The sequence below is a fragment of the Cupriavidus sp. a3 genome (genome assembly GCF_051015765.1).
GTDB lineage: Bacteria > Pseudomonadota > Gammaproteobacteria > Burkholderiales > Burkholderiaceae > Cupriavidus > Cupriavidus oxalaticus_A.
The window spans coordinates 1,340,348-1,366,665 of the sequence record NZ_CP170643.1; the positions used below are offsets into that span (position 1 = coordinate 1,340,348).

At 66.1% G+C, this 26,318-nt stretch carries 23 protein-coding genes; 22 read left to right on the forward strand and 1 reads right to left on the reverse strand.

Annotated features, from left to right (window positions below; genetic code table 11):
- Positions 1-53: 53 nt before the first annotated feature.
- The 12 genes from ACAD63_RS06495 (at position 54) to ACAD63_RS06550 (ending at position 14,756) form a co-directional block, all read left to right on the forward strand.
- Positions 54-2,408, forward strand: a complete 2,355-nt coding sequence (locus ACAD63_RS06495) for a bifunctional salicylyl-CoA 5-hydroxylase/oxidoreductase (RefSeq protein ID WP_133096082.1) — start codon at positions 54-56, stop codon at positions 2,406-2,408.
- Positions 2,405-3,208 (forward strand): SDR family NAD(P)-dependent oxidoreductase, encoded by an 804-nt coding sequence (locus ACAD63_RS06500; protein ID WP_133096083.1) that lies wholly within the window; start codon positions 2,405-2,407, stop codon positions 3,206-3,208. Before ACAD63_RS06495 ends, ACAD63_RS06500 begins: the two co-directional genes overlap by 4 nt.
- 25 nt (positions 3,209-3,233) lie before the next feature.
- Complete coding sequence (locus ACAD63_RS06505; protein WP_133096084.1) at positions 3,234-4,085, forward strand: enoyl-CoA hydratase family protein; 852 nt, start codon at positions 3,234-3,236, stop codon at positions 4,083-4,085.
- A 14-nt stretch (positions 4,086-4,099) separates the two neighbouring features.
- The gene (locus ACAD63_RS06510; RefSeq protein WP_135705535.1) at positions 4,100-5,269 is read left to right on the forward strand and encodes an acyl-CoA dehydrogenase family protein; all 1,170 of its coding nucleotides are present in this window, start codon (positions 4,100-4,102) and stop codon (positions 5,267-5,269) included.
- Between the two features lie 49 nt (positions 5,270-5,318).
- The gene (locus ACAD63_RS06515; RefSeq protein WP_195431987.1) at positions 5,319-7,013 is read left to right on the forward strand and encodes an AMP-binding protein; all 1,695 of its coding nucleotides are present in this window, start codon (positions 5,319-5,321) and stop codon (positions 7,011-7,013) included.
- Complete coding sequence (locus tag ACAD63_RS06520; protein ID WP_133096087.1) at positions 7,010-7,435, forward strand: acyl-CoA thioesterase; 426 nt, start codon at positions 7,010-7,012, stop codon at positions 7,433-7,435. Before ACAD63_RS06515 ends, ACAD63_RS06520 begins: the two co-directional genes overlap by 4 nt.
- 67 nt (positions 7,436-7,502) lie before the next feature.
- The gene (locus ACAD63_RS06525) at positions 7,503-7,913 is read left to right on the forward strand and encodes a RidA family protein (protein ID WP_133096088.1); all 411 of its coding nucleotides are present in this window, start codon (positions 7,503-7,505) and stop codon (positions 7,911-7,913) included.
- Between the two features lie 346 nt (positions 7,914-8,259).
- A complete protein-coding gene (gene carA, locus ACAD63_RS06530; RefSeq protein ID WP_133096089.1) occupies positions 8,260-9,396 on the forward strand; it encodes a glutamine-hydrolyzing carbamoyl-phosphate synthase small subunit in 1,137 nt (378 codons plus the stop codon).
- Between the two features lie 36 nt (positions 9,397-9,432).
- Entirely contained in the window at positions 9,433-10,104 is a 672-nt protein-coding gene (leuE, locus tag ACAD63_RS06535; RefSeq protein WP_133096090.1) for a leucine efflux protein LeuE, read from the forward strand.
- A gap of 100 nt (positions 10,105-10,204) precedes the next feature.
- Positions 10,205-13,453, forward strand: coding sequence for a carbamoyl-phosphate synthase large subunit (gene carB, locus ACAD63_RS06540; RefSeq protein ID WP_133096091.1), 3,249 nt, complete (start codon positions 10,205-10,207; stop codon positions 13,451-13,453).
- Positions 13,454-13,717: 264 nt separating this feature from the next.
- Positions 13,718-14,194 (forward strand): transcription elongation factor GreA, encoded by a 477-nt coding sequence (gene greA, locus ACAD63_RS06545; RefSeq protein ID WP_063238187.1) that lies wholly within the window; start codon positions 13,718-13,720, stop codon positions 14,192-14,194.
- Between the two features lie 58 nt (positions 14,195-14,252).
- Entirely contained in the window at positions 14,253-14,756 is a 504-nt protein-coding gene (locus ACAD63_RS06550) for a DUF4149 domain-containing protein (protein WP_133096092.1), read from the forward strand.
- Positions 14,757-14,807: 51 nt separating this feature from the next.
- Here ACAD63_RS06550 and ACAD63_RS06555 read toward each other — a convergent pair whose 3' ends face one another.
- Entirely contained in the window at positions 14,808-15,311 is a 504-nt protein-coding gene (locus tag ACAD63_RS06555; protein WP_133096093.1) for a YhbY family RNA-binding protein, read from the reverse strand.
- 198 nt (positions 15,312-15,509) lie between these two features.
- Between ACAD63_RS06555 and ACAD63_RS06560 the strand changes: the two genes are divergently transcribed.
- The 10 genes from ACAD63_RS06560 to phoB all read left to right on the forward strand — a co-directional run bounded on the left by ACAD63_RS06560 (position 15,510) and on the right by phoB (position 26,250).
- Positions 15,510-16,175: an RlmE family RNA methyltransferase gene (locus tag ACAD63_RS06560; protein ID WP_133096094.1), complete on the forward strand. Its 666-nt coding sequence runs from the start codon at positions 15,510-15,512 to the stop codon at positions 16,173-16,175.
- A gap of 150 nt (positions 16,176-16,325) precedes the next feature.
- Positions 16,326-18,209 carry an ATP-dependent zinc metalloprotease FtsH gene (gene ftsH, locus ACAD63_RS06565; protein WP_133096095.1) on the forward strand — a complete coding sequence of 628 codons (1,884 nt, stop codon included), beginning with the start codon at positions 16,326-16,328 and terminating at the stop codon, positions 18,207-18,209.
- 134 nt (positions 18,210-18,343) lie between these two features.
- Positions 18,344-19,219 carry a dihydropteroate synthase gene (gene folP, locus ACAD63_RS06570; protein WP_434033623.1) on the forward strand — a complete coding sequence of 292 codons (876 nt, stop codon included), beginning with the start codon at positions 18,344-18,346 and terminating at the stop codon, positions 19,217-19,219.
- A 77-nt stretch (positions 19,220-19,296) separates the two neighbouring features.
- Positions 19,297-20,640 carry a phosphoglucosamine mutase gene (glmM, locus tag ACAD63_RS06575; RefSeq protein ID WP_133096097.1) on the forward strand — a complete coding sequence of 448 codons (1,344 nt, stop codon included), beginning with the start codon at positions 19,297-19,299 and terminating at the stop codon, positions 20,638-20,640.
- A 231-nt stretch (positions 20,641-20,871) separates the two neighbouring features.
- Complete coding sequence (gene pstS / locus ACAD63_RS06580; RefSeq protein WP_133096098.1) at positions 20,872-21,903, forward strand: phosphate ABC transporter substrate-binding protein PstS; 1,032 nt, start codon at positions 20,872-20,874, stop codon at positions 21,901-21,903.
- A 117-nt stretch (positions 21,904-22,020) separates the two neighbouring features.
- Entirely contained in the window at positions 22,021-22,989 is a 969-nt protein-coding gene (gene pstC / locus ACAD63_RS06585) for a phosphate ABC transporter permease PstC (protein WP_018007824.1), read from the forward strand.
- A 5-nt stretch (positions 22,990-22,994) separates the two neighbouring features.
- The gene (gene pstA, locus ACAD63_RS06590; protein WP_135706291.1) at positions 22,995-23,900 is read left to right on the forward strand and encodes a phosphate ABC transporter permease PstA; all 906 of its coding nucleotides are present in this window, start codon (positions 22,995-22,997) and stop codon (positions 23,898-23,900) included.
- Positions 23,901-23,966: 66 nt separating this feature from the next.
- Positions 23,967-24,755, forward strand: a complete 789-nt coding sequence (gene pstB / locus ACAD63_RS06595) for a phosphate ABC transporter ATP-binding protein PstB (RefSeq protein ID WP_022535815.1) — start codon at positions 23,967-23,969, stop codon at positions 24,753-24,755.
- Between the two features lie 55 nt (positions 24,756-24,810).
- Positions 24,811-25,515: a phosphate signaling complex protein PhoU gene (phoU, locus tag ACAD63_RS06600; RefSeq protein WP_029046387.1), complete on the forward strand. Its 705-nt coding sequence runs from the start codon at positions 24,811-24,813 to the stop codon at positions 25,513-25,515.
- Positions 25,516-25,542: 27 nt separating this feature from the next.
- The gene (gene phoB / locus ACAD63_RS06605; RefSeq protein WP_434033624.1) at positions 25,543-26,250 is read left to right on the forward strand and encodes a phosphate regulon transcriptional regulator PhoB; all 708 of its coding nucleotides are present in this window, start codon (positions 25,543-25,545) and stop codon (positions 26,248-26,250) included.
- The last annotated feature ends 68 nt before the right edge of the window (positions 26,251-26,318 follow it).

Sequence of the window (26,318 nt, forward strand, 5' to 3'; positions counted from 1 at the left end):
TAAAATATTTAGACATGATCTACATGACGGCACGGCCGGCAGGAGATGAAGCGATGCGAGTGCTTTGTATTGGCGGCGGCCCCGCCGGACTGTACTTCGGCCTGTTGATGAAACTGCAGGACCCGGCTAACGAAGTGATCGTGGTCGAGCGCAACCGGCCGTACGACACCTTCGGCTGGGGCGTGGTGTTCTCCGATGCCACCATGGACAACCTGAAGCAAGCCGATCCGGTGAGCGCCGACGAGATCAACGCCGCCTTCAACCACTGGGACGACATCGACATCCATATCGGCGGGCGCACCATCCGTTCCGGCGGCCATGGCTTTATCGGCATCGGCCGCAAGCGCCTGCTCAACATCCTGCAGGCGCGCTGCGAAGCGCTCGGCGTCAGGCTGGTGTTCGAGAACGATGTCACCGACGACCAGGCGCTGGCAATGCAATACCAGGCTGACCTGGTAATCGCCTCGGATGGCCTGAACAGCCGCATCCGCACCCGCTACGCCGAGACCTTCCAGCCCGACATCGATACGCGCCAGTGCCGCTTCGTCTGGCTGGGCACGCACAAGCTGTTCGACGCCTTCACCTTCGCCTTCGAGAAGACCGAGCACGGCTGGTTCCAGGCGCATGCCTACCGCTTCGACGACAACACCTCGACCTTTATCGTCGAAACACCGGAATCGGTCTGGCGCGCCGCCGGCATCGACGAGATGAGCCAGGAAGAGGGCGTGGCGTATTGCGAGAAGCTGTTTGCGCGTTACCTCGACGGCAACAAGCTGATTACCAACGCGGCGCACCTGCGCGGCTCGGCGATCTGGATCCGCTTCCCGCGCGTGATCTGCCGCCAGTGGGTGCATTGGAACACGCTGCCGGACGGTCGCCGCGTGCCCGTAGTGCTGATGGGCGATGCCGCGCACACGGCGCACTTCTCGATCGGTTCCGGCACCAAGCTGGCACTGGAAGATGCGATCGACCTGGCCGAAGAGATCCGCGGCAGCGGCCACGACGGCCTGCCTGATGCGCTGGCGCGCTATGAAGCCACGCGCGGCGTGGAAGTGCTGAAGATCCAGAATGCCGCGCGCAACTCGACCGAGTGGTTCGAGAACGTCGAGCGCTACGCCGGCAGCTTGCCGCCGGAGCAGTTCGCCTATTCGCTGCTGACGCGTTCGCAGCGCATCTCGCACGAGAACCTGCGCGTGCGCGACGCCGATTATGTGGCGCAATTCGAGCACTGGCTGGCGCAACAGGCCGGCGTGCCGCAGCAAAGCCTGAAGCTGCGCGAGCATGAGCCGTTGCCGCCGATGTTCACGCCGTTCCGGCTGCGCGGCGTCACGCTGAAGAACCGCGTGGTGGTGTCGCCGATGGCGATGTACTCCTGCACCGACGGCATGCCGGGCGACTTCCACCTGGTTCACCTCGGTTCGCGCGCGCTGGGCGGCGCCGGCATGGTGGTGGCGGAAATGACCTGCGTGTCGCCCGATGCGCGCATCACGCCGGGCTGCCCGGGCTTGTGGAACGATGAGCAGCGCGACGCATGGAAGCGCGTCGTCGATTTCGTCCATGCCAACAGCGATGCGCGCATCGCCATGCAGATCGGCCACTCGGGCCGCAAGGGGTCGACGCAACTTGGCTGGGAAGCGATGGACCATCCGCTGCCGCAGGGCAACTGGCCGGTGATGTCGGCCTCGCCGCTGCCGTACCTGCCCGGCGAGTCGCAGACCCCGCGCGAGATGACGCGGGACGACATGGACCGCGTGCGCGACGACTTCGTGGCCAGCGCGCGGCGCGCGGCCGAAGCGGGCTTCGACTGGCTCGAGCTGCACTGCGCCCACGGCTACCTGCTGTCGAGCTTTATCTCGCCGCTGACCAATACGCGCAACGACGAATACGGCGGCTCGCTCGCGGCGCGGCTGCGCTATCCGCTGGAGGTGTTCGAGGCCGTGCGCGCGGTATGGCCGCAGGACAAGCCGATGTCGGTGCGCATCTCGGCGCACGACTGGGTCGAAGGCGGCATCACGCCCGACGACGGCGTCGAAATCGCCCGCGCCTTCAAGGCCGCCGGCGCCGACATGATCGATTGCTCGTCGGGGCAGGTCAGCCCGGACCAGGCGCCGGTCTATGGCCGCATGTACCAGACCCCGTTCGCCGATCGCATCCGCAACGAGGCGGGCATCGCCACCATCGCCGTGGGCGCGATCTTCGAGGCCGATCATGTCGACTCGATCATCGCCGCGGGCCGCGCCGACCTGTGCGCGATCGCGCGGCCGCACTTGGCCAACCCGGCGTGGACGCTGCAGGAAGCCGCGCGCATCGGCTACCGCGACATCAACTGGCCCAAGCAGTACCTGGCGGGCAAGCGGCAACTGGAAACCAATCTCGAACGCGCCGCGGCGCAGGAGAAGCAGGCATGACGGGCAGCATGGCGACACTGGCCGGCAGGCACGCGCTGGTCACCGGCGGCGGGCGCGGCATCGGCGCAGCGATCGCGCGGCGGCTGCTGGCCGACGGCGCCAGCGTCACGCTGCTGGGGCGCGATGCCGGCACGCTGCAAGCGACGGTGCAAGTCCTGCGCGAGCAGGCACCGGCAGGCGCCAACGTTTCGTTCGTCACGGCCGATATCGCCGATGCCGGCAGCGTAGCGCGCGCCTTTGCCGCGGCCACGGAGCAGGCTGGTCCGGTATCGATGCTGGTCAACAACGCCGGGCAGGCGCACAGCGCCCCCTTCATGAAGACCGATGCCGCGCTGTGGCAGCGCATGCTCGACGTCAACCTGACCGGCACCTTCCTGTGCACGCAGGCCGCTCTGCCTGCGATGCTCGAAGCCGGCTGGGGCCGCATCGTCAACGTGGCCAGCACCGCCGGGTTGATCGGCTACGGCTACGTCAGCGCCTATTGCGCGGCCAAGCATGGCGTGATCGGACTGACGCGCGCGCTGGCGCTGGAGACCGCGGCCAAGGGCGTGACCGTCAACGCGGTTTGCCCGGGCTACACCGAGACCGATATCGTGCGCGACGCCGTCGCCAACATCGTCGGCAAGACCGGCCGCAGCGAGGACCAGGCGCGCGCCGAACTGGCCGCGCGCAACCCGCAGCGGCGACTGGTGCAACCCGAGGAGGTGGCCGACGCCGTGGCATGGCTGTGCCAGCCGTCCGCCGGCGCGATCACCGGGCAGGCGATCCCGGTGGCCGGCGGCGAAGTGATGGCGGGCTGACAAAACAAGGACCTGAGAGAGAACCATGACTGAAATCGCACTCGACATGCGCCACCACAAGCGCAGCTTTGCCGGCTACGAACCGCGGCACTTCCTGTGGTCGGTGTCCGACGACGGCAAGGTCGGCACCATCACGCTGAACCGGCCGGAGCGCAAGAACCCGCTGACGTTCGACTCCTATGCCGAGCTGCGCGACCTGTTCCGCGCGCTGTGCTACGCCAGCGACATCAAGGCGGTGGTGGTCACCGGCGCCGGCGGCAATTTCTGCTCGGGCGGCGACGTGCACGAGATCATCGGGCCGCTGACGCAGATGACCATGCCCGAACTGCTCGACTTCACGCGCATGACCGGCGACCTGGTCAAGGCGATGCGCGCGTGCCCGCAGCCTGTGATCAGCGCGGTCGACGGCATCTGTGCCGGCGCGGGCGCGATGATGGCGCTGGCTTCGGACATGCGGCTGGGCACGGCGCAAGCCAGGACCGCGTTCCTGTTCGTGCGCGTTGGGCTGGCTGGCGCCGACATGGGCGCGTGCTCGCTGCTGCCGCGCGTGATCGGACAGGGGCGTGCCAGCGAGCTGCTCTATACCGGCCGCGCCATGAACGCGGAGGAGGGGCTGCAGTGGGGCTTCTTCAATGCGCTGCATCCGTCCGAGGCCGTGCTGGCACAGGCGCAGGCACTGGCCGCGCAGCTCGCCGCCGGGCCGACCTTCGCCCACGGCGTGACCAAGAAGCTGCTGCACCAGGAATGGAACATGGGGCTGGACGAGGCCATCGAAGCCGAAGCCGAAGCCCAGGCCATCTGCATGCAGACGCGCGATTTCCGCCGCGCCTACGATGCCTTCGTGGCCAAATCGAAGCCGGTGTTCGAAGGCGACTGAGCCAGGGAGCCGCGATGTCAGACAAGACCTATCTCGACCTGCCGCTGTTCGACGACGCGCACCGCACGCTGGAGCGCGAGCTTGACGCCTGGTGCGCGCAGCACCTGCATGTCGACCACGGCGATGCCGATGCCGCCTGCCGCGCCCTGGTGCGCCAGCTCGGCGAAGCGGGCTGGCTGCGCTATTGCGTGCCGGCCACGCACGGTGGCGCGTTGCCCGCGCTCGACTCACGCTCGCTGTGCCTGCTGCGCGAGACGCTGGCGCGCCATGACGGCCTGGCCGACTTTGCCTTCGCGATGCAGGGGCTGGGCTCGGGCGCGATCTCGATTGCCGGCAGCGAAGCGTTGCGCGCGCAATACCTGCCGCGCGTGGCGCGCGGCGAAGCGATCGCCGCCTTTGCCCTGTCCGAGCCCGAGGCCGGTTCCGATGTCGCGGCGATGCAATGCAGCGCGCGGCTGTCGGAAGACGGCAAGCACTATGTGATCGACGGCACCAAGACCTGGATCTCCAATGGCGGCATCGCGGACTTTTATTGCGTGTTCGTGCGCACCGGCGAAGCGCCGGGCGCGCGCGGCATCTCGGCCTTCGTGGTCGATGCCGACACGCCGGGCCTGACCATCGCCGAGCGCATCGACGTGATCGCGCCGCACCCGCTTGCCACGCTGCGCTTCGACAACTGCCGCGTGCCGGTCGGCAACCGGCTGGGCGAGGCGGGGCAGGGCTTCAAGGTGGCGATGATGACGCTCGACATCTTCCGCGCCTCGGTGGCGGCGGCTGCATTGGGCTTCGGGCGCGCCGCGCTGGACGATGCGCTGGCGCGTGCCTGCGAGCGGCCGATGTTCGGCGGCGTGCTGGCCGACCTGCAACTGACGCAGGCCGCCATCGGCGACATGGCAACGGCCATCGACGCGGCCGCGCTGCTGACCTATCGCGCGGCCTGGCTGCGCGACGTCAGGAAAGAGCGCACCACGCGCGAAGCGGCGATGGCCAAGATGGTCGCGACCGAGAACGCGCAGCAGGTCATCGACCGCGCGGTGCAGATGTTCGGCGGCCTCGGCGTCAAGGTCGGCACGCGCGTGGAAAGCCTGTACCGCGAGATCCGCTCGCTGCGCATCTATGAAGGCGCCACCGAGGTGCAGAAGCTGATCATCGCCCGCGAAACACTGGCCGGCCGGAAGGCCTGAGCCATCCGACCGGAACTGCCGTACCGACAGAGCAGACAGGAGACAAGCCATGGCGACCACCGCCCACCTCGATACCTTCGCCCGCGACCGCCTGCCGCCGCCCGAGCAGTGGCCGGTGTTCCGCTTCAATGCCGACACTGACTACCCGGCGCGGATGAACTGCGCGGTGGAACTGGTCGATCGCCACGTGCGCGAAGGTCGCGGCGAGCGCATCGCCATTCGCCATCGCCCTGCGAGTCAAGCAGGCCAGGCGGGCCAGATCGAGACGGTCACCTACGCGCAACTGGCGGCGCTGGTCAACCGCATCGCCCATGTGCTGGTCGAGGACATGGCGCTGGTGCCCGGCAACCGTGTGCTGCTGCGCGGGCCCAACAACCTGATGATGGCCGCAAGCTGGCTCGCCACCATCAAGGCCGGCCTGATTGCCGTGCCGACCATGCCGCTGCTGCGCGCCAGGGAACTGAAGCAGGTCATCGACAAGGCGCAGGTCACCGCGGCGCTGTGCGATGCGCGGCTGCGCGAGGACCTCGACGCCAACCAGCGCCCCGGCGGCGCATACCATTGCCCGACCCTGGCGCGCGCGCTGTATTTCAACGGCACCGGCGAGGGTTCGCTGGAAGCCGCGATGGCGGGCAAGCCCGACAGCTTCGATGCCTGCGACACCGCCAGCGACGATATCTGCCTGATTGCCTTCACCAGCGGCACCACCGGACAGCCCAAGGGCACCATGCATTTCCACCGCGACGTGCTGGCCATGTGCGACCTGTTCCCGCGCCATGTGCTGCGCTCCGTGCCGGACGATATCTTCTGCGGCACGCCGCCGATCGCCTTCACGTTCGGGCTGGGCGGCATGCTGTGCTTTCCGTTGCGCATCGGCGCCAGTACGGTGCTGGCGGAGAAGCTCACGCCGGAATCGCTGCTGGAGCTGATCCACGACTTCCGCGCCACCATCGTCTTCACCGCGCCCACGTTCTACCGGCAGATGGCGGCGCTGGCGCCGCGCTTCGATATCTCCAGCCTGAGGCATAGCGTATCGGCCGGCGAGGCGTTGCCGGACGCCACGCGCCAAGGCTGGAAGGCCGCTACCGGCATCGAGATGACCGACGGCATCGGCGGCACCGAGATGATGCATATCTTTATCTCCAGCGCCGGTGCCGAGGTCAGGCCGGGTGCCATTGGCAAGGTGGTGCCCGGCTACGTGGCGCAGATCGTCGACGACGAGATGCGGCCGCTGCCTCCGGGGCAGGTGGGCAAGCTGGCGGTGCAGGGCCCGACCGGCTGCCGTTACCTGGACGACCCGCGCCAGGCCAACTACGTGAAGGCGGGCTGGAACCTGCCGGGCGATACCTTCACGGTCGACGCAGACGGCTATTACTTCTACCAGGCGCGCTCCGACGACATGATCATCTCGGCCGGCTACAACATCGCCGGCCCCGAGGTGGAGAGCACGCTGATGCAGCACGAATCGGTGGCCGAGTGCGGCGTGGTCGGCGCACCCGACGACGGGCGTGGGCAGGTGGTCATGGCCTACGTGGTGCTGCGCGAGGGCGTGCCCGCGGACGACGCCACGCGCACCGCGCTGCAGGACTACGTCAAGCGCCAGATCGCGCCGTACAAGTATCCGCGCCGCATCGAGTTCGTGCCGGCGCTGCCGCGCACCGAGACCGGCAAGCTGCAGCGCTTCCGGTTGCGCCAGATGGCGGAGCAGGGCAATGGCGGCAACCACGGTGGGAGCAAATCATGAGCCCGGTCTTCCGCAGCACCGTCCTGGTGCGCTTCAAGCACTGCGACGCGGCCGGGATCGTGTTCTACCCGCGCTACTTCGAGATGCTCAACGACTTCATCGAAGACTGGTTCGGCGAAGCGCTGGGCTGGCCCTTCGACGTCATGCACGGCGAGGGCCGGGCCGGCGTGCCGACCGCGGAGCTGGAATGCCGCTTCCTGGCGCCGAGCCGGCTGGGCGAGGTGCTCACGCGCGAACTGCGCGTGCTCAAGCTCGGCCAGTCCAGCTTCACGCTGGCGATCCGCTTTGCCGGCCCGCACGACGATACCCGCATGGAAGTGACGCAGCGGCTGGTCTGCGTCGACACCGGCTCGATCGCGCCGCAGCCGTTGCCGGAGGCCGTGCGCCAGGCCATGGCGGCCTACCTGGTGGCAACGGCCTGACTGGCCGGCTACCGCATTCCCGACCGAATTCCCGATCCATCAATCAGAAAGCAAAAGGACATCAACCATGAAAATCCTGCAGCCGCCCGACTGGGCGCCCCCGCGTGGCTACGCCAACGGCATGATGGCCGAGATCCAGGCCGGCAGCCGCCTGCTCTTTGTCAGCGGCCAGATCGGCTGGAACGGCAAGTGCGAGTTCGAGACCGACGATTTCGGCCTGCAGGTGGCGCAGGCGCTGCGCAATGTGGTCGACGTGCTGGCCGCCGGCGGGGCGAAGCCTGAACATATCGCGCGCATGACCTGGTATGTGAAGGACAAGGCGGAATATGTCGGTGCCTATGGGGCGATCGGCCAGCACTACCGCGCCATCATTGGCCGGCACTTTCCGGCGATGACGGCGGTCGAGGTGGCCGACCTCGTCGAGCCGCGCGCCAAGGTGGAAATCGAGGTGACGGCGGTCGTGCCGCCGGATGCGTAACGGGGTCTGCACACCGCCGGACCTGGGCGCGGGCACCGGCGGGCCGGGTGCCCGCGGCGGCGCCCGTGTGATGCAAGTCCTTGAAAACTTGAGAAATTGGGTGGCGCGGGATATAATTCGAAAGTTTCGCTTTCAGAACCCTTCACCCTAGCGCCAACCGCTTTCCACCTTCCGCCGCCCCCATCCGCGCCGCCTTTGCCGTTCGCACCTGATGTGATGCAAAGAGCATGCCGCAACCGGATCCGACCGCATCGGCGCAATGCCGCTGCCGACGTCACGGATCCAGCCTGGGAGGCACGAGGCGTCGATTGGTCGGTCACGGGGTGAGTCCAGCAGGAGCCTACCCGTGTTACCGTCTTTTCCGTCCGCCATTCTCGCGCTAGCAGACGGCACGGTCTTTCGTGGCTATTCCATTGGCGCTTCCGGCCATACCATCGGTGAAGTGGTGTTCAACACCGCCATCACCGGTTACCAGGAAATCCTCACCGACCCGAGCTATTCGCGGCAGATCGTCACGCTGACGTATCCGCATATCGGCAACTACGGTGTCAATCCTGAGGATGTCGAAGCCACGAAAGTCCATGCCGCCGGCCTGATCATCAAGGATCTGCCGATCCTGGCCTCCAATTTCCGCAAGGAACACACCCTCGCGCACTACCTGAAGCAGGAAAAGGTGGTGGCGATCGCCGGCATCGATACCCGCAAGCTGACCCGCATCCTGCGCGAGAAGGGCGCCCAGAACGGCTGCATCCTGGCCGGCGAGGACAACGTGCAGAAGGCCATCGACCTGGCCCGCTCGTTCCCCGGCCTGGCCGGCATGGACCTGGCCAAGGTGGTCTCGGTCAAGGAACCGTACGAGTGGACCCAGTCCGAGTGGGCGCTGGGCGAAGGCTACGGCAAGCAGGACAAGCCGCAGTTCCACGTGGTTGCCTATGACTACGGCGTCAAGTTCAACATCCTGCGCATGCTGGCCGAGCGCGGCTGCAAGGTGACGGTGCTGCCGGCCCAGGCCACCGCCGCCGACGCGCTGGCGCTGAATCCGGACGGCGTGTTCCTGTCCAACGGCCCCGGCGACCCGGAGCCGTGCGACTACGCCATCGCCGCCACGCGCGAGTTCATCGAGCGCGGCATCCCGACCTTCGGCATCTGCCTGGGCCACCAGATCATGGCCCTGGCCGTCGGCGCCAAGACGCTGAAGATGAAGGCCGGCCACCACGGCGCCAACCACCCGGTCAAGGACCTGGAGGATGGCCGCGTGATGATCACGTCGCAGAACCACGGTTTCGCGGTCGATGCCGACACGCTGCCCGCCAACGCGCGCGTGACCCACGTGTCGCTGTTCGACGGCACGCTGCAGGGCTTCGCGCTGACCGACAAGCCGGCGTTCTGCTTCCAGGGTCACCCGGAAGCCTCGCCTGGCCCGAACGACGTGGCTTACCTGTTCGACCGCTTCATCCAGCACATGACCGACGCGCGCAAGTAAGCGCGACCGGAACAGCGCTGGACCAAGGGACATCCCATGAACGCCTTCATGCAAACCGCCTTCGGCATCACCGATTTCTGGACCTACCTGCTCGGCACGATCTTTATCGTGCTGCTGCCGGGGCCGAACTCGATGTACGTGCTGTCGGTGGCGGCGCAGCGCGGTGTGCGCGCCGGCTACAAGGGCGCGTGCGGGGTGTTCCTGGGCGATTTCGTGCTGATGGTGCTGTCGGCGGCGGGCGTGGCCTCGCTGCTGAAGGCCAGCCCGGCGCTGTTCTACGTGGTGAAGTACATCGGTGCGGCCTACCTGGCGTGGATCGGCTTCAGCATGCTGCGCGGCGCGGTGCGCAACTGGGCCGCGCGCGGCGATGCGGCCGCGACTGCGCCCGTGGGCAAGGCCGACCAGTCCGACCCGTTCCGCAAGGCGTTGCTGATCAGCCTGCTGAACCCGAAGGCGATCCTGTTCTTCATTTCGTTCTTCATTCAGTTCGTCGATCCGGCCTTCGCCTATCCGGCGCTGTCGTTCTCCGTGCTGGGTGTGGTTGCCCAGCTATGCAGCTTCGCCTACCTGACCACGATCATTTTCGTGGGCGCGACGCTGGCCGATGCGTTCCGGCGCCGCCGGCGCCTGTCGGCGGGCATGTCGAGCGGGGTGGGCGCGATGTTCATCGGCTTCGGCGCCAAGCTGGCCACGGCCACCATGAACTAACCGCAGCGGCGGGCAGACTGACATTTTCGAATCCCGACGGATTCCCTGATTACCGGCGCGGCCCGCATGCAAGCGGGCCGGCCCATAAAGAGAGCGTGCAATGCCAAAACGCACAGACATCAAGAGCATCCTGATCATCGGCGCGGGCCCCATCATCATCGGCCAGGCGTGCGAGTTCGACTACTCCGGCGCCCAGGCCTGCAAGGCCCTGCGCGAAGAAGGCTTCAAGGTCATCCTGGTCAATTCGAATCCGGCGACCATCATGACCGACCCGGCCACGGCCGACGTGACCTACATCGAGCCGATCACCTGGGAAGTGGTCGAGCGCATCATCGAGAAGGAGCGCCCCGACGCGATCCTGCCGACCATGGGCGGCCAGACCGCGCTGAACTGCGCGCTGGACCTGCACCGCCACGGCGTGCTGGACAAGTACAAGGTCGAGCTGATCGGCGCGTCGCCCGAGGCCATCGACAAGGCCGAAGACCGCCAGAAGTTCAAGGACGCGATGACCAAGATCGGCCTGGGCTCGGCCAAGTCCGGCATCGCCCACTCGATGGACGAAGCCGTGGCCGTGCAGGGCCGCATCGCCCAGGAAACCGGCACCGCCGGCTACCCGATCGTGATCCGTCCGTCGTTCACGCTGGGCGGCACGGGCGGCGGCATCGCCTACAACCGCGAGGAATTTGAAGAGATCTGCAAGCGCGGCCTGGACCTGTCGCCGACGCGCGAGCTGCTGATCGAGGAATCGCTGCTGGGCTGGAAAGAGTATGAGATGGAAGTGGTCCGCGATAAGAAGGACAACTGCATCATCATCTGCTCGATCGAGAACCTGGACCCGATGGGCATCCACACCGGCGACTCGATCACCGTGGCCCCGGCCCAGACCCTGACCGACAAGGAATACCAGATCCTGCGCAACGCCTCGCTGGCCGTGCTGCGCGAGATCGGCGTGGACACCGGCGGCTCCAACGTGCAGTTCTCGATCAACCCGAAGGACGGTCGCATGATCGTCATCGAGATGAACCCGCGCGTGTCGCGTTCGTCGGCGCTGGCCTCCAAGGCAACCGGCTTCCCGATCGCCAAGGTCGCGGCCAAGCTGGCCGTCGGCTACACGCTGGACGAGTTGAAGAACGAGATCACCGGCGGCGCGACGCCGGCGTCGTTCGAGCCGTCGATCGACTACGTGGTCACCAAGGTGCCGCGCTTCGCCTTCGAGAAGTTCCCGCAGGCGGACAGCCACCTGACCACCCAGATGAAGTCGGTGGGCGAGGTGATGGCGATGGGCCGCACCTTCCAGGAATCGTTCCAGAAGGCGCTGCGTGGCCTGGAAGTGGGCGTGGATGGCCTGGACGAGAAGTCGACCGACCGCGACGAGATCGTCGAGGAAATCGGCGAAGCGGGTCCGGACCGCATCTGGTATGTCGGCGATGCGTTCCGCATCGGCATGTCGCTGGAAGAGGTCTACAGCGAGACCGATATCGATCCGTGGTTCCTGGCCCAGATCGAAGACATCGTCAAGACCGAAGGCCTGGTCAAGGCACGCACGCTGGAAAGCCTGTCGGCCGCCGAACTGCGCCACCTGAAGCAGAAGGGCTTCTCCGACCGCCGCCTGGCCAGGCTGCTGAAGACCGACGCCCGCGCCGTGCGCGAAGCGCGCATCGCCCACAAGGTGCGCCCGGTCTACAAGCGCGTGGATACCTGCGCGGCCGAGTTCGCCACCAACACCGCCTACATGTACTCGACCTATGAGGCCGAGCATGGCGAGTGCGAAGCCAACCCGACCGACAAGAAGAAGATCATGGTGCTGGGCGGCGGCCCGAACCGGATCGGCCAGGGCATCGAATTCGACTACTGCTGCGTGCACGCCGCGCTGGCGCTGCGCGAAGACGGGTACGAGACCATCATGGTCAACTGCAACCCGGAAACCGTGTCGACCGACTATGACACCTCGGACCGCCTGTATTTCGAGCCGGTGACGCTGGAAGACGTGCTGGAGATCGTCGCGATCGAGAAGCCGGTCGGCGTGATCGTGCAGTACGGTGGCCAGACCCCGCTGAAGCTGGCACTGGACCTGGAAGCCAACGGCGTGCCCATCATCGGTACCAGCCCCGACATGATCGACGCCGCGGAAGACCGCGAGCGCTTCCAGAAGCTGCTGCAGGACCTGGGCCTGCGCCAGCCGCCCAACCGCACCGCGCGTGCCGAGGACGAAGCGCTGCGCCTGGCCGAAGAGATCGGCTACCCGCTGGTGGTGCGCCCGTCGTACGTGCTGGGCGGCCGCGCGATGGAAATCGTGCACGAGCCGCGCGACCTCGAGCGCTACATGCGCGAGGCCGTCAAGGTGTCGAATGACTCCCCGGTGCTGCTGGACCGCTTCCTGAATGACGCTATCGAGTGCGATGTCGACGCCCTGAGCGACGGCAAGCGCGTGTACATCGGCGGCGTGATGGAGCACATCGAGCAGGCCGGCGTGCACTCGGGCGACTCCGCCTGCTCGCTGCCGCCGTACTCGCTGTCGGCCGAGACCGTGGCCGAACTGAAGCGCCAGACCGCCGCCATGGCCAAGGCGCTGAACGTGGTCGGCCTGATGAACGTGCAGTTCGCTATCCAGCAGAACAACGGTGTCGACACCGTCTATGTGCTCGAAGTGAACCCGCGCGCTTCGCGTACGGTGCCGTACGTGTCCAAGGCCACCGGCATGCAGCTGGCCAAGATCGCCGCGCGCTGCATGGCCGGCCAGTCGCTGGACGAGCAGGGCATTACCGACGAGGTGGTGCCGCCGTACTACAGCGTCAAGGAAGCCGTGTTCCCGTTCAACAAGTTCCCGGGTGTCGATCCGGTCCTCGGACCTGAAATGCGCTCCACCGGTGAAGTGATGGGCGTGGGCAAGACCTTCGGCGAGGCACTGTTCAAGAGCCAGCTGGCAGCGGGTTCGCGCCTGCCGGAAAAGGGCACCGTGCTGATCACCGTGAAGGACAGCGACAAGCCGCGCGCGGTTGCCGTGGCCCGCATGCTGCACGACCTGGGCTACCCGATCGTCGCCACCCGCGGCACCGCGTCGGCCATCGAGGCCGCCGGCATCCCGGTCAAGGTGGTGAACAAGGTCAAGGACGGGCGTCCGCACATCGTCGACATGATCAAGAACGGCGACCTGGCGCTGGTGTTCACCACCGTCGACGAGACCCGCGGCGCGATCGCGGACTCGCGTTCGATCCGTACCTCGGCGCTGGCCAACCGCGTGCCTTACTACACCACCATCGCCGGCGCCAGCGCCGCGGTGGAGGGCCTGAAGCACATGCAGAGCCTGGAGGTCTATGACCTGCAAGGCCTGCACGGCACGCTGGCGTAAGCCACGCTGCACATTGCCATCCCGCCGGGCGCTCGCGTCCGGTCAAAGGGACGGCAAGGCCCGGAAGCCCGCCGGTGTTGATGCCGGCGGGCTTCTTGGCCTAAACTACGTCAAATTCATCGATCGAATCGGCCTGGCACCAGTGCATGCAGTGTGCGGCCCTTCGGTCCTGTCTGAAAGCCGCGGTTGAGCGGAAGTGCCCTGGCAGGTATTGCCAGGATGGCTCCTGCTCCGCTGCGGCTCATTTTTTTGTTGAACGAAGACATGAGCACCATTCCGATTACCAAGCGTGGCGCCGAACTGCTCAAGGAAGAGCTGCAGCGCCTCAAGGCTGTCGAGCGTCCGGCGGTGATCAATGCCATCTCCGAAGCACGCGCTCAAGGCGACCTTTCCGAAAACGCCGAATACGACGCTGCCAAGGAAAAGCAGGCCTTTATCGAAGGCCGCATCCTGGAAGTGGAGTCCAAGCTGTCGACCGCGCAGGTCATCGACCCGACCCAGCTGGATACCGACGGCCGCATCGTCTTTGGCGCGACCGTTGACCTGGAAGACCTGGAGTCCGGCAGGCCGGTCAGCTACCAGATCGTGGGCGATGACGAGGCCGACCTCGACACCGGCAAGATCTCGGTCAGCTCGCCGATCGCGCGTGCGCTGATCGGCAAGTTCGAAGGCGACGTCGCCACCGTGCTGGCCCCTGGCGGCGAGCGCGAGTACGAAGTCATTACCGTCCGCTATATCTGAGGCCGGTCGGGCCGGGTATGGCGCTCGCCCGCCATCCGGCCCCCGGAAAGACCGGCACGTGTTCTCTTCTTCCTATAACAGCCTGCCGCCGCTGCCGCACCGGCTATTCCTGCTGCTGACGGTGGTGTGGGCGGGCAGCCTGTGGACGGTTGGCTACATGGTGGCGCCGACGCTGTTCTCGGTACTGCCCAGCCGCGAGATGGCTGGCATGATCGCAGGTCACCTGTTTCATACCGAAGCCATCATCGGCGTGACCATCGGCGTGCTGCAGCTGGTGCTGTGCAACGTGATGATCCGCCGCGGCGCCAACCGCTATCGCAGCCTGCGCTGGCTGGTGCTCGGCATGTTGTGCTGCGTACTGGTCGGCTACTTCGGCATCCAGCCGTTCATGGGGAGCCTGAAGGAAAAGGCGCAGGCGCTGGGGCTGGGGGTTTCGGAATCGCCTTACCGGGCACAGTTCGGCATGCTGCACGGCGCGTCGAGTGCTTTCTACCTGCTGCAAAGCCTGCTCGCGCTGGTGCTGGTGTGGCGCGCTTCGGCGCCGCGTTCGGCCGGGGAGTGAGTGGAGTGCTGCGGCCACCTGGCGGTGGCCGCAATAGAAGCAGCGGGCGGATCAGCCCAGGGCTTTCTTCTTCTGGCTGGTCGGCCGCGCGCGCGCGCGCTTGACGTTGCCGCCGGCCGTGACGCGCTCGTTGCCGAGTACGGTCACTTCCTTGCGGGTCGGGCGACGGTTCGGTGCGGCGCTGGGCTTCTTGACCGTCACCGTGCGCGGCGCGGCGCCGCCACGGCGGGCCGGGGCAAGGCGGCCCAGGCTATCCGGCTGGTTTTCCTTCAGGCGTGCCTCGCCCGGGCGCCAGACCACCAGCAGCTTGCCGATGTGCTGGATCGGCGCGGCGTGCAGCGCGTCACAGATTTCTTCGTAGATGGCAATGCGCGCGTCGCGGTCATCGCCGAACACGCGGATCTTGATCAGGTCGTGCGCAGCCAGGCTGCGGTCGATTTCGGCCAGTACGGCGCGGGTCAGGCCCTCGGCGCCGACCATGACGACCGGGTTCAGGGCATGGGCACGGGAGCGCAGTTCGGAGCGCTGGGCGGGAATCAGTTGTAGTGCAGGCATAGGTTGGCGCCGGTGGCGCTGGAGTTTGGTGCGCGGCGGGCCCGGCAGATGCCGGTTCGGCAGGCGGGCGGAGCGCGAATTGGCGCGTATTATCCGTCAATCCGGCACTGTCGGGCGGCAAAATCATCAAAACAGTAGAAAAACCTTGAGCATGCGGCGCACGCCGCGTGCCGGGGCAGGCAACAGGCTGGATCTGGCATGGCAAAGAACAAGTTCAACCATTCGTGGCTGCACGACCACATCAACGACCCGTACGTAAAGATGGCGCAACGGGAGGGCTACCGTGCCCGCGCCGCCTACAAGCTCAAGGAAATCGACGAGCAGGACAAGCTGATCCGCCCGGGGCAGGTCATCGTCGACCTTGGCGCCGCCCCGGGCAGCTGGAGCCAGTACGCACGCAACAAGCTGGCTGCGTCGACCCGGGCCAAGGACGGGAAGATCGACGGCGCGGTGGTGGCGATCGATATCCTGCCGATGGAGCCTGTCGCTGACGTCACTTTTATCCAGGGCGATTTCCGCGAGGAAGAGGTGTTCCGGCAACTCGAAAGCCTGGTGCTGGAAGCCTCCGGCGGCGACAAGATCGACCTTGTTATCTCCGACATGGCCCCCAATTTGTCAGGTGTGGCCTCCGCCGATTCGGCCCGGATCGAGTACTTGTGCGATCTGGCCCTTGAGTTTGCGCAGGCCCATTTGAAGCCGGAAGGCGCATTGCTGGTAAAGTGTTTCCACGGGAGCGGCTACAGCCAGATCGTGGAGAAGTTCAAACGGCAGTTCAAAGTGGTCGCGAAGCGCAAGCCCAAGGCGTCACGCGACAAATCTTCCGAAACCTTTATCCTTGGGCGCTACCTGAAGGCGGTGGATTAACTGAATCCGATCAGGCCAGGGCAAAATAAGAGGGCAAAAGTGCCCCACCCGCGGCTATCGGCGTCATAGTTTCGCTGTTTCCCCCCGAGGGCGGGCGCTGCATTACAATGCAGCTATCCGTTGGCAAGGCAATTGCAAAGGAGTTCGGCCTTGAATAACAACCTGTTTCAAAAGGCGGCAATCTGGCTCGTGATCGCGCTGGTGTTGTTTACCGTCTTCAAGCAGTTCGACAAGCCCCGTGCGCAGGACAGCGTCACCTATTCGCAGTTCATGGATGACGCCAAGAACGGCAAGGTGTCGCGTGTCGACGTGCAGGGCCGCAACCTGGTGGTCTCGCCGAAGGAAGGCGCCAAGTACACCATCATCTCGCCGGGCGACATCTGGATGGTCGGCGACCTGATGAAGTACGGCGTCCAGGTGACCGGCAAGGCGGATGACGAACCCAACGTGCTGGTCCAGGCCCTGTACTACCTCGGACCGACCCTGCTGATCATCGTGTTCTGGTTCTACATGATGCGCCAGATGCAAGGCGGCGGGAAAGGCGGCGCATTCTCATTCGGCAAGTCGCGTGCGCGCCTGATCGACGAGAACCAGAACGCCGTCACGTTCCAGGACGTGGCCGGCTGCGACGAGTCCAAGGAAGAAGTGGTCGAACTGGTCGACTTCCTGAAGGATCCGCAGAAATTCCAGAAGCTGGGCGGCCGTATCCCGCGCGGCGTGCTGCTGGTCGGCCCTCCGGGTACCGGCAAGACGCTGCTGGCGCGTGCCATCGCCGGCGAGGCCAAGGTGCCGTTCTTCAGCATCTCGGGTTCCGACTTCGTTGAAATGTTCGTCGGCGTGGGCGCGGCGCGTGTCCGCGACATGTTCGAGAACGCCAAGAAGCAGGCCCCCTGCATCGTGTTCATCGATGAAATCGACGCGGTCGGCCGCCATCGTGGCGCCGGCATGGGCGGCGGCAACGACGAGCGCGAGCAGACCCTGAACCAGATGCTGGTCGAGATGGACGGCTTCGAGGCCAACTCGGGCGTGATCGTGATTGCCGCGACCAACCGTGCCGACGTGCTGGACAAGGCGCTGCTGCGTCCGGGCCGTTTCGACCGCCAGGTCTACGTGGGCCTGCCGGACATCCGCGGCCGCGAGCAGATCCTGAAGGTCCATATGCGCAAGGTGCCGATCGGCAACGACGTCGACGCTTCGGTGATCGCGCGTGGTACCCCGGGTTTCTCGGGCGCCGACCTGGCCAACCTGGTCAACGAGGCCGCGCTGTTTGCCGCCCGCCGCAACAAGCGCGTGGTCGACATGCAGGACTTCGAGGACGCCAAGGACAAGATCTACATGGGTCCGGAGCGCAAGTCGACGGTCATGCGCGAGGAAGAGCGCCGGGCCACGGCTTACCACGAGTCGGGCCACGCGGTGGTGGCCAAGCTGCTGCCCAAGGCCGACCCGGTGCACAAGGTCACCATCATGCCGCGTGGCTGGGCGCTGGGCGTGACCTGGCAGCTGCCCGAGCATGACAAGTATTCGAAGTACAAGGACAGCATGCTGGAAGAGGTCGCTATCCTCTTCGGCGGCCGCGCGGCGGAAGAGGTCTTCCTCAACGCCATGAGCACCGGCGCGTCCAACGACTTCGAGCGCGCCACCAAGATCGCCCGCGACATGGTGACCCGCTTCGGCATGAGCGATTCGCTCGGCGCCATGGTCTACGTGGATACCGAGCAGGACGGCATGTTCGGCAAGCTGTCTTCGAAGACCGTGTCGGAAGCCACGCAGCAGAAGGTCGACGCCGAGATCCGCCGCATCATCGACGAGCAATACGCGCTGGCCAAGCGCCTGCTCGAAGATAACCGCGACAAGGTCGAGGCCATGACCAACGCGCTGATGGAGTGGGAAACCATCGACGCCGACCAGGTCAACGACATCATGGCCGGCAAGCCGCCGCGTCCGCCGCGCGGTGTGTCGGGCCCGAACGGTGGCGGGAGCACGCCTCCGGGCGGCTCGCCGGTGGCGCCGACCAACGCGCCTGCCACGGCCTGATCGCATCAGCTCGTCGACCTGACGACGCCTGCATGCTGGCTGTGTAATGCATGACCCTGAAGCCGGTGCCTGATGCACCGGCTTTTCCTTTTGCGCGGCCGGGTTCGCGCACCGCTTGATTGAGTATTCAGACCTTGCAGCAGACTCCAGAGACCCGGTATTTCCAGTGCGGACGCTTCCGCTTTGCGCTTGGCCAGCGCCCGCTCGTGATGGGCATCCTCAATGTCACGCCCGACTCTTTCTCGGACGGCGGCCAGCACGCCGGCCGCGACGCCGCCGTGCGCCACGCCGAGCAGATGATCGCCGAGGGCGTGGACATCATCGACATCGGCGGCGAATCCAGCCGCCCGGGCTCGGCCGCGCTGCCGCTCGAGGATGAACTGTCGCGCGTGATCCCGGTGGTCGAGGCGCTGCGCGACTGCGGCAAGCCGCTGTCGATCGACACCTACAAGCCCGAGGTCATGCGCGCCGCGCTGGCGGCCGGTGCCGATCTCATCAACGATATCTGGGGCTTCCGCATGCCGGGCGCGGTGGAGGCACTGGCGGCGCCAGAGGCGGGCCAGGCGGGGCTGTGCGTGATGCACATGCAGCGCGACCCGCAGACCATGCAGGAAGACCCGCACTACGAGGATGTGGTCAGCGAGGTGGCGGATTTCCTGGCCGAGCGGATTGCCGTGCTGCGCGCCGCCGGCATCGACGACGCGCGCCTATCCCTCGATCCGGGGTTTGGCTTTGGCAAGACGCCGGATCATAATCTGCGCGTGCTCGGCCAGTTGCCGCGGATGGCGCTGGAGGGTCTGCCGGTTCTGGCGGGGATCTCGCGCAAATCCACGCTGGGCGCGATCCTGGGCGGGCGCCCGCCACAGCAACGAATTGCCGCCAGCATTGCCGCCGCGGTGTGTGCGGTTGAGCGCGGTGCGTTTATCGTACGCGTGCATGATGTGGAGCAGACCGTGGACGCGGTCAAGACCTGGTGGGCCGTGCGCAATGAGTCCGTCACGGCAGCCTGAACACCCCGTCCACCCGGGGCAGGCGCCGCAGAGCGCCAGGTAGTGCAACGCAGGACAGAACAGAAAGGGAACAGCGAATGACACGCAAATATTTCGGGACCGATGGCATCCGGGGGCGCGTTGGCGAGGCGCCGATCACCCCCGACTTCGTGATGCGCCTGGGCCATGCGGCCGGCAAGGTGCTGGCGCACGGCGCCAAGACCGGGCAGGGCCGCCCGACCGTGCTGATCGGCAAGGACACCCGCATTTCCGGCTATATGCTCGAAGCTGCGCTGGAAGCCGGCTTTACCTCGGCCGGCGTGCACGTGCTGCTGACCGGCCCGCTGCCCACGCCGGGCATTGCCTACCTGACGCGCGCGCTGCGCCTGTCGGCCGGCGTGGTGATCTCGGCCAGCCACAACCCGTACTACGACAACGGCATCAAGTTCTTCTCCGCCGACGGGGACAAGCTGCCCGACGCGGTCGAGGCCGAGATCGAGGCCGCCATCGACGAGCCGATGTTGTGCGCGCCCTCCGACGACCTGGGCCGCGCCCGCCGCATCAATGACGCCCCAGGCCGCTATATCGAGTTCTGCAAGAGCACCTTCCCCCATGAGCAGGACCTGCACGGCCTGAAGCTGGTGGTCGATTGCGCCCATGGCGCCGCCTATCACATCGCGCCGCACGTCTTCCACGAGCTGGGCGCCGACGTGGTCTCGATCGGCAACCAGCCGGACGGCCGCAATATCAACGCAGGCTATGGCGCCACCGCGCCCGCCAGGCTGATCGAGGCGGTCAAGGCCAACGGCGCCGACCTCGGCCTGGCCTTCGACGGCGACGCCGACCGGCTGCAGGTGGTGGATGCCGACGGCCGGCTTTATAACGGCGACGAGCTGCTGTACCTGATCGTGCGCGACCGCCAGGCCAATGGACAGGTGGTGCCCGGCGCAGTGGGCACGCTGATGACCAATATGGCGGTGGAACTGGCGCTGCAGCGCCAAGGCGTGGAATTCGTGCGCGCCAAGGTCGGCGACCGCTACGTGCTGGAAGAGCTGAACAAGCGCAAGTGGACGCTGGGTGGCGAGGGCTCCGGCCACCTGCTGTGCCTCGATCGCCACAGCACTGGCGACGGCATCGTCTCGGCGCTGCAGGTTCTGGCGGCACTGCGCCGCAGCGGCAAGACGCTGGCGCAGCTGCTGGATGGCGTCTCGCTGTTCCCGCAGACACTGATCAACGTGCGTGTGCAGAAGGGATTCGACTGGCAGTCGCACGCTGGCCTGCAAGCCGCGCGCGCCAAGGTCGAGCCGGCCCTCGAAGGCCGTGGCCGGGTGCTGATCCGCGCCTCCGGCACCGAGCCGGTGGTACGGGTGATGGTAGAGGCTGAACAGGCCGAGATGGCCGAGCGCGCCGCGAAGACGCTGGCTGATGCGCTGAGCGCCTGATCCGCCGCAGCGGTGACGCAAACGCCGGGTTCATCCCGGCGTTTTTTCTGGGTATTCTGCAATTAACCGCCGTCACATTGCACCCCCATGAGAGATCGAGGGCGCGTTGAAACCTAAGCTGGCAGCGGCTTTCAAGAAGATTTAAAGATGTCACGGAATTGTCATATGGGGAGCATACAGTTCGTCTTGTCAAAAATTTGTCATTCCCAACCAATGTTCTCTGGAGGACATATGAAGCTGGTCAAGACTGCCGTGGCAGGCATCGTTTCGATGGTCGTAGCGGGTACTGCGTTCGCGGCGGAAATTACCGGTGCAGGCGCTTCCTTCCCGGCGCCCGTGTATTCCAAGTGGGCCGACGCATACAACAAAGCAACGGGCAACAAGGTCAACTATCAATCCATCGGCTCGTCGGGCGGCATCAAGCAGATCGGTGCCAAGACGGTCGATTTCGGTGCCTCGGACGCGCCGCTGAAGGACGAGGAACTGAACAAGCAGGGCCTGGTCCAGTTCCCGACGGTGATCGGCGGCGTGGTGCCGGTGATCAACCTGCAAGGCGTGAAGCCGGGCGAGCTGACCATCACCGGCGAGGTGCTGGCCAATATCTACCTGGGCAAGATCAAGAAGTGGGACGACCCCGCCATCAAGGCGCTGAACCCGCAAGCCAAGCTGCCGAGCCAGGACATCCTGCCGGTGCGCCGCGCCGACGGTTCGGGCACCACCTTCATCTTCACCAACTACCTGTCCAAGGTCAGCGCTGACTGGAAGGGCTCGGTGGGCGAGGGCACCACGGTCAACTGGCCGGGCGGCGGCACCGGCGGCAAGGGCAACGAGGGCGTGGCCGCTTTCGTGCAGCGCCTGAACGGCGCCATCGGCTACGTCGAGTACGCCTACGCCAAGCAGAACAAGATGACCCACGTGAACATGAAGAACGCGTCGGGTGCCGTGGTCAAGCCTGGCGACGATGCCTTCAAGGCCGCCGCTGCCGGCGCGGACTGGAGCAAGAGCTACTACCAGATCCTGACCAACCAGCCGGGCAAGGATGCATGGCCGATCGCCGGCGCCACCTTCATCCTGGTGCACAAGAACCAGGAAAAGCCGGCGCAGGGCGCGGAAGTGCTGAAGTTCTTCGACTGGGCCTACAAGAGCGGCGCCAACATGGCCGCCGACCTGGACTACGTGCCGCTGCCGGAGAGCGTGGTCAACCAGATCCGCTCGACCTGGAAGACCAGCGTGAAGGACGCCTCGGGCAAGGCGCTGTACTGATCTGACGGTATCGCCGGCCCCGCGCTCGCGCGGGGCCGGTGTCGGGCAGCCTGACTCCCGCCCCGACACCGCGCTCCCGCCCAGGCGGGAGCGGCGATCCACCCTGAATTCTCCGACATGGCGACTATCCCCTCCGACACCCGCGGCGTCCAGCCTCCGAGCCGGCTCGGCGACATCCTGTTCGGCGGCCTGACCCGCGGCGCCGCCATCGTGACGCTGCTGCTGCTGGGCGGCATCATCGTCTCGCTGGCGATCAGCGCCTGGCCCTCGATCGAGGCCTTCGGCGCGCGCTTCCTGTGGTCCGCGGAGTGGGATCCTCCTGCCGATGTCTACGGCGCGCTGGTGCCCATCTACGGCACCATCGTGACCTCGCTGATCGCGCTGATCATCGCGGTGCCGGTTAGCTTCGGCATCGCCCTGTTCCTGACCGAGCTGTCGCCCGCCTGGCTGCGCCGTCCGCTCGGCACCGCCATCGAGCTGCTCGCCGCGGTGCCGTCGATCGTGTACGGCATGTGGGGCCTGCTCGTGTTCGCGCCGATCTTCGGCGAGTATTTCCAGAAGCCCCTGGCGGCCACTGTGGGCCAGCTGCCGGTGATCGGCAAGCTGTTCCAGGGCGCGCCGCTGGGTATCGGCCTGCTGTGCGCGGGCGTGATCCTGGCGATCATGATCATCCCGTACATCGCCTCGGTGATGCGCGACGTGTTCGAAGTCACCCCCGTGCTGCTCAAGGAATCCGCCTACGGCGTGGGCTGCACCACCTGGGAAGTGATGTGGAACGTGGTGCTGCCCTACACCCGCGCCGGCGTCATCGGCGGCGTGATGCTGGGCCTGGGCCGCGCGCTGGGCGAGACCATGGCTGTCACCTTCGTGATCGGCAATACCAACCTGCTGGACAGCGCCTCGCTGTTCTCGCCGGGCAACAGCATCACCTCGGCGCTCGCCAACGAGTTCGCCGAAGCCGGCGCCGGCCTGCATACGGCCGCGCTGATGGAGCTGGGCCTGATCCTGTTCTTCATTACCTTCGTGGTGCTGGCGTTGTCGAAGCTGCTGCTGCTGCGACTCGCCAAGAATGAGGGCGCCAAATGAGCCAAATGACCCAAGCGAGCCAGGCTGTGTCTTCCGTATCGATCCCCGCCGTCCGTCCCGATGCCGATGCCGTGCGCGCGCGCCTGCAGGCCCGCCGCCGCCGCGTCAACCTGTATGCGCTGACCGCTTCGCTGGTGGCGATGGGCTTCGGGCTGTTCTGGCTGGCGTGGATCCTGTGGACCACCGTCACGCTGGGCGTGGGCGGCCTGTCGCTGGACCTGTTCACGCAGATGACGCCGGCACCCAACACCGCCGGCGGCGGCCTGGCCAACGCCATCTTCGGCAGCTTCGTGATGGTGGGCATGGCCACACTGTTCGGCACGCCGCTCGGCATTCTGGCCGGCATCTACCTGGCCGAGTATGGCCAGCGCTCGCCGCTCGCCAGCTTAATCCGGTTCATCAACGACATCCTGCTGTCGGCGCCGTCGATCGTGATCGGCCTCTTTGTCTACGCGCTGGTGGTGACCCGCATGGGCCACTTCTCGGGTTGGGCCGGCATCTGCGCGCTGGCGCTGCTGCAGGTACCGATCGTGGTGCGCACCACCGAGAACATGCTGAACCTGGTGCCCAACGCACTGCGCGAGGCCGCCTTCGCCCTGGGCACGCCCAAGTGGAAGATGGTGCTGTCGATCACGGTGAAGTCATCGTACGCCGGCATTGTGACGGGCGTATTGCTGGCGGTGGCTCGTATTGCCGGTGAAACCGCGCCGCTGCTGTTCACCGCGCTGTCCAACCAGTTCTGGACCTCCGACCTGAACAAGCCGATGGCCAACCTGCCGGTGACCATCTTCCGCTTCGCCATGAGTCCGTTCACCGAATGGCAGCAACTGGCCTGGGCGGGTGTGTTCCTGATTACGATCGGCGTGCTGGCCCTGAACATCCTGGCGCGCATCCTGTTCCAGAAGAAATAAGCGGCGGGACGACCATCCCACGTTTCGCCCTGAAGACTGCAAGCTGACTGCAAGCGAGAGAACGCAATGACCTCCACCGTCATCGACATTCCTGATTCGGTACGCGCCAAGATCGACGTGCGCAACCTGAACTTCTACTACGGCCAGTTCCATGCGCTGAAGAACATCAACATGTCGATCCCCGACCGCAAGGTCACGGCTTTCATCGGCCCCTCGGGCTGCGGCAAGTCGACGCTGCTGCGCACCTTCAACAAGATGTATGCGCTTTATCCCGAGCAGCGTGCCGAGGGCGAGATCAACATGGACGGCGACAACCTGCTGACCGCCAGGCAGGACATCGCCCTGCTGCGCGCCAAGGTCGGCATGGTGTTCCAGAAGCCGACGCCGTTCCCGATGTCGATCTACGACAACATCGCCTTCGGCGTGCGCCTGTTCGAGAAGCTGTCGCGCTCGGAGATGGATGACCGCGTGGAATGGGCGCTGACCAAGGCCGCGCTGTGGAACGAAGCCAAGGACAAGCTGAACCAGTCGGGCTACGGCCTGTCCGGCGGCCAGCAGCAGCGCCTGTGCATCGCGCGCGGCATCGCCATCCGCCCCGAAGTGCTGCTGCTCGACGAGCCGTGCTCGGCACTGGACCCGATCTCCACCGGCCGCATCGAAGAGCTGATCGCCGAGCTGAAGGACGAGTACACGGTGGTGATCGTCACCCACAACATGCAGCAGGCCGCGCGCTGCTCCGACTACACCGCGTACATGTACCTGGGCGAGCTGATCGAGTTCGGCGAGACCGAGAAGATCTTCATCAAGCCGCACCGCAAGGAAACGGAAGACTACATTACCGGCCGCTTCGGTTGATTAGGCCGATCGTCACCGCAGGGCGTAGCATACCAACAGCGGCCAGGAGAAACCCATGCCAGACAAGCACCTTTCGACCCAGTTCGACGCCGACCTCAACGCGATCAATACCAAGCTGCTGCAGATGGGCGGGCTGGTCGAGTCGCAGATCGAAGTTGCCATGCGCGCGCTGGCCGACTTCGACGCCGACCTGGCCGACCAGGTCATTGCGCGCGAGCAGCAGCTCAACGCGCTGGAAGTCGAGATCGATGCCGATTGCGGCAATATCATCGCCCGGCGCCAGCCGACCGCGCGCGACCTGCGCCTGGTGATGGCCATTTCCAAGACCATCACCAACCTGGAGCGTGCCGGCGACGAGGCGGAGAAGATCGCCAAGCGCACCAAGCACATCATGGAAGACGCGTCGGCGCACAGTATCAACTACGCCGAGGTGAAGCTGTCGGGCGAGATGGCGATCTCGCTGCTGCGCCAGGCGCTGGATGCCTTTGCCCGCCTGGATACCGTGGCGGCCGCGCGCATCGTCAAGGACGACAAGGCGATCGACGAGGAATTCCGCGGCTTCGTGCGCAAGCTCATCACGTACATGATGGAAGACCCGCGCACGATCTCGGTCGCGCTGGATTTCCTCTTTATCGCCAAGGCGGTGGAGCGCATCGGCGACCACGCCAAGAATATCGCGGAATTTATCATTTACATTGTCAAGGGGACGGACGTCCGCCATGTCTCGCGCGAGGACATGGAGCGCGAAGCCCTGAGCTGACCCGCCTGATTGCGGAGAACGATACACATGCCGAGCAGTATTCTCGTTGTCGAAGACGAACCGGCGATCGCAGAACTGATCGCTGTCAACCTGCAGCACGCGGGGCACTATCCGATCCGGGCCTATAACGCCGAGCAGGCGCTGTCGCTGATGAGCGACGTGCTGCCCGACCTGGTGCTGCTGGACTGGATGCTCCCGGGCAAGTCGGGTGCAACCTTCGCCAAGGAGTTGCGGGCCAACGACCGTACCCGCCAGATCCCGATCATCATGCTGACCGCCCGCGGCGAGGAGCAGGACAAGGTGATGGGCCTGGAAGCCGGTGCCGACGACTACGTCACCAAGCCGTTTTCGCCCAAGGAGTTGCTGGCCCGCATCAAGGCCGTGCTGCGCCGCCGCGCGCCGCAGCTGACCGATGACGTGGTGGCGATCAATGGCCTGCGGCTGGACCCGGCCACGCATCGTGTCTCCGGCGAGGACGACAGCGGCCCGATCAAGCTGGACCTGGGCCCGACCGAGTTTCGCCTGCTGCACTTCCTGATGACCCATCCGGAGCGCGTGCACAGCCGTTCGCAGCTGCTCGACCAGGTCTGGGGCGACCATGTCTTTGTCGAAGAGCGCACCGTCGACGTGCACATCAAGCGCCTGCGCGCAGCGCTGACCCCGGGCGGCTACAGCAATATGATCGAAACCGTGCGCGGCAGCGGCTACCGCCTCGCGCGCGTCCCCGGCGCCTGACAGGCCGGGCTGGCACGGGGCGACGCCGTTCGCCCCGTGCTACTCCCCACGCTGCTGGCAGGGCGCGG

What these genes read in the sequence shown, in the direction of transcription:
- phoB (WP_434033624.1), top strand. Translation starts at nt 25,543, where the DNA reads ATGCCGAGCAGTATTCTCGTTGTCGAAGACGAACCGGCGATCGCAGAA.
- pstA (WP_135706291.1), top strand. Translation starts at nt 22,995, where the DNA reads ATGACCCAAGCGAGCCAGGCTGTGTCTTCCGTATCGATCCCCGCCGTC.
- ACAD63_RS06510 (WP_135705535.1), top strand. Translation starts at nt 4,100, where the DNA reads ATGTCAGACAAGACCTATCTCGACCTGCCGCTGTTCGACGACGCGCAC.
- ACAD63_RS06520 (WP_133096087.1), top strand. Translation starts at nt 7,010, where the DNA reads ATGAGCCCGGTCTTCCGCAGCACCGTCCTGGTGCGCTTCAAGCACTGC.
- ACAD63_RS06500 (WP_133096083.1), top strand. Translation starts at nt 2,405, where the DNA reads ATGACGGGCAGCATGGCGACACTGGCCGGCAGGCACGCGCTGGTCACC.
- ACAD63_RS06495 (WP_133096082.1), top strand. Translation starts at nt 54, where the DNA reads ATGCGAGTGCTTTGTATTGGCGGCGGCCCCGCCGGACTGTACTTCGGC.
- ACAD63_RS06515 (WP_195431987.1), top strand. Translation starts at nt 5,319, where the DNA reads ATGGCGACCACCGCCCACCTCGATACCTTCGCCCGCGACCGCCTGCCG.
- glmM (WP_133096097.1), top strand. Translation starts at nt 19,297, where the DNA reads ATGACACGCAAATATTTCGGGACCGATGGCATCCGGGGGCGCGTTGGC.
- ACAD63_RS06560 (WP_133096094.1), top strand. Translation starts at nt 15,510, where the DNA reads ATGGCAAAGAACAAGTTCAACCATTCGTGGCTGCACGACCACATCAAC.
- carB (WP_133096091.1), top strand. Translation starts at nt 10,205, where the DNA reads ATGCCAAAACGCACAGACATCAAGAGCATCCTGATCATCGGCGCGGGC.
- ACAD63_RS06505 (WP_133096084.1), top strand. Translation starts at nt 3,234, where the DNA reads ATGACTGAAATCGCACTCGACATGCGCCACCACAAGCGCAGCTTTGCC.
- pstS (WP_133096098.1), top strand. Translation starts at nt 20,872, where the DNA reads ATGAAGCTGGTCAAGACTGCCGTGGCAGGCATCGTTTCGATGGTCGTA.
- pstC (WP_018007824.1), top strand. Translation starts at nt 22,021, where the DNA reads ATGGCGACTATCCCCTCCGACACCCGCGGCGTCCAGCCTCCGAGCCGG.
- pstB (WP_022535815.1), top strand. Translation starts at nt 23,967, where the DNA reads ATGACCTCCACCGTCATCGACATTCCTGATTCGGTACGCGCCAAGATC.
- phoU (WP_029046387.1), top strand. Translation starts at nt 24,811, where the DNA reads ATGCCAGACAAGCACCTTTCGACCCAGTTCGACGCCGACCTCAACGCG.
- ACAD63_RS06555 (WP_133096093.1), bottom strand. Translation starts at nt 15,311, where the DNA reads ATGCCTGCACTACAACTGATTCCCGCCCAGCGCTCCGAACTGCGCTCC.
- leuE (WP_133096090.1), top strand. Translation starts at nt 9,433, where the DNA reads ATGAACGCCTTCATGCAAACCGCCTTCGGCATCACCGATTTCTGGACC.
- ACAD63_RS06525 (WP_133096088.1), top strand. Translation starts at nt 7,503, where the DNA reads ATGAAAATCCTGCAGCCGCCCGACTGGGCGCCCCCGCGTGGCTACGCC.
- greA (WP_063238187.1), top strand. Translation starts at nt 13,718, where the DNA reads ATGAGCACCATTCCGATTACCAAGCGTGGCGCCGAACTGCTCAAGGAA.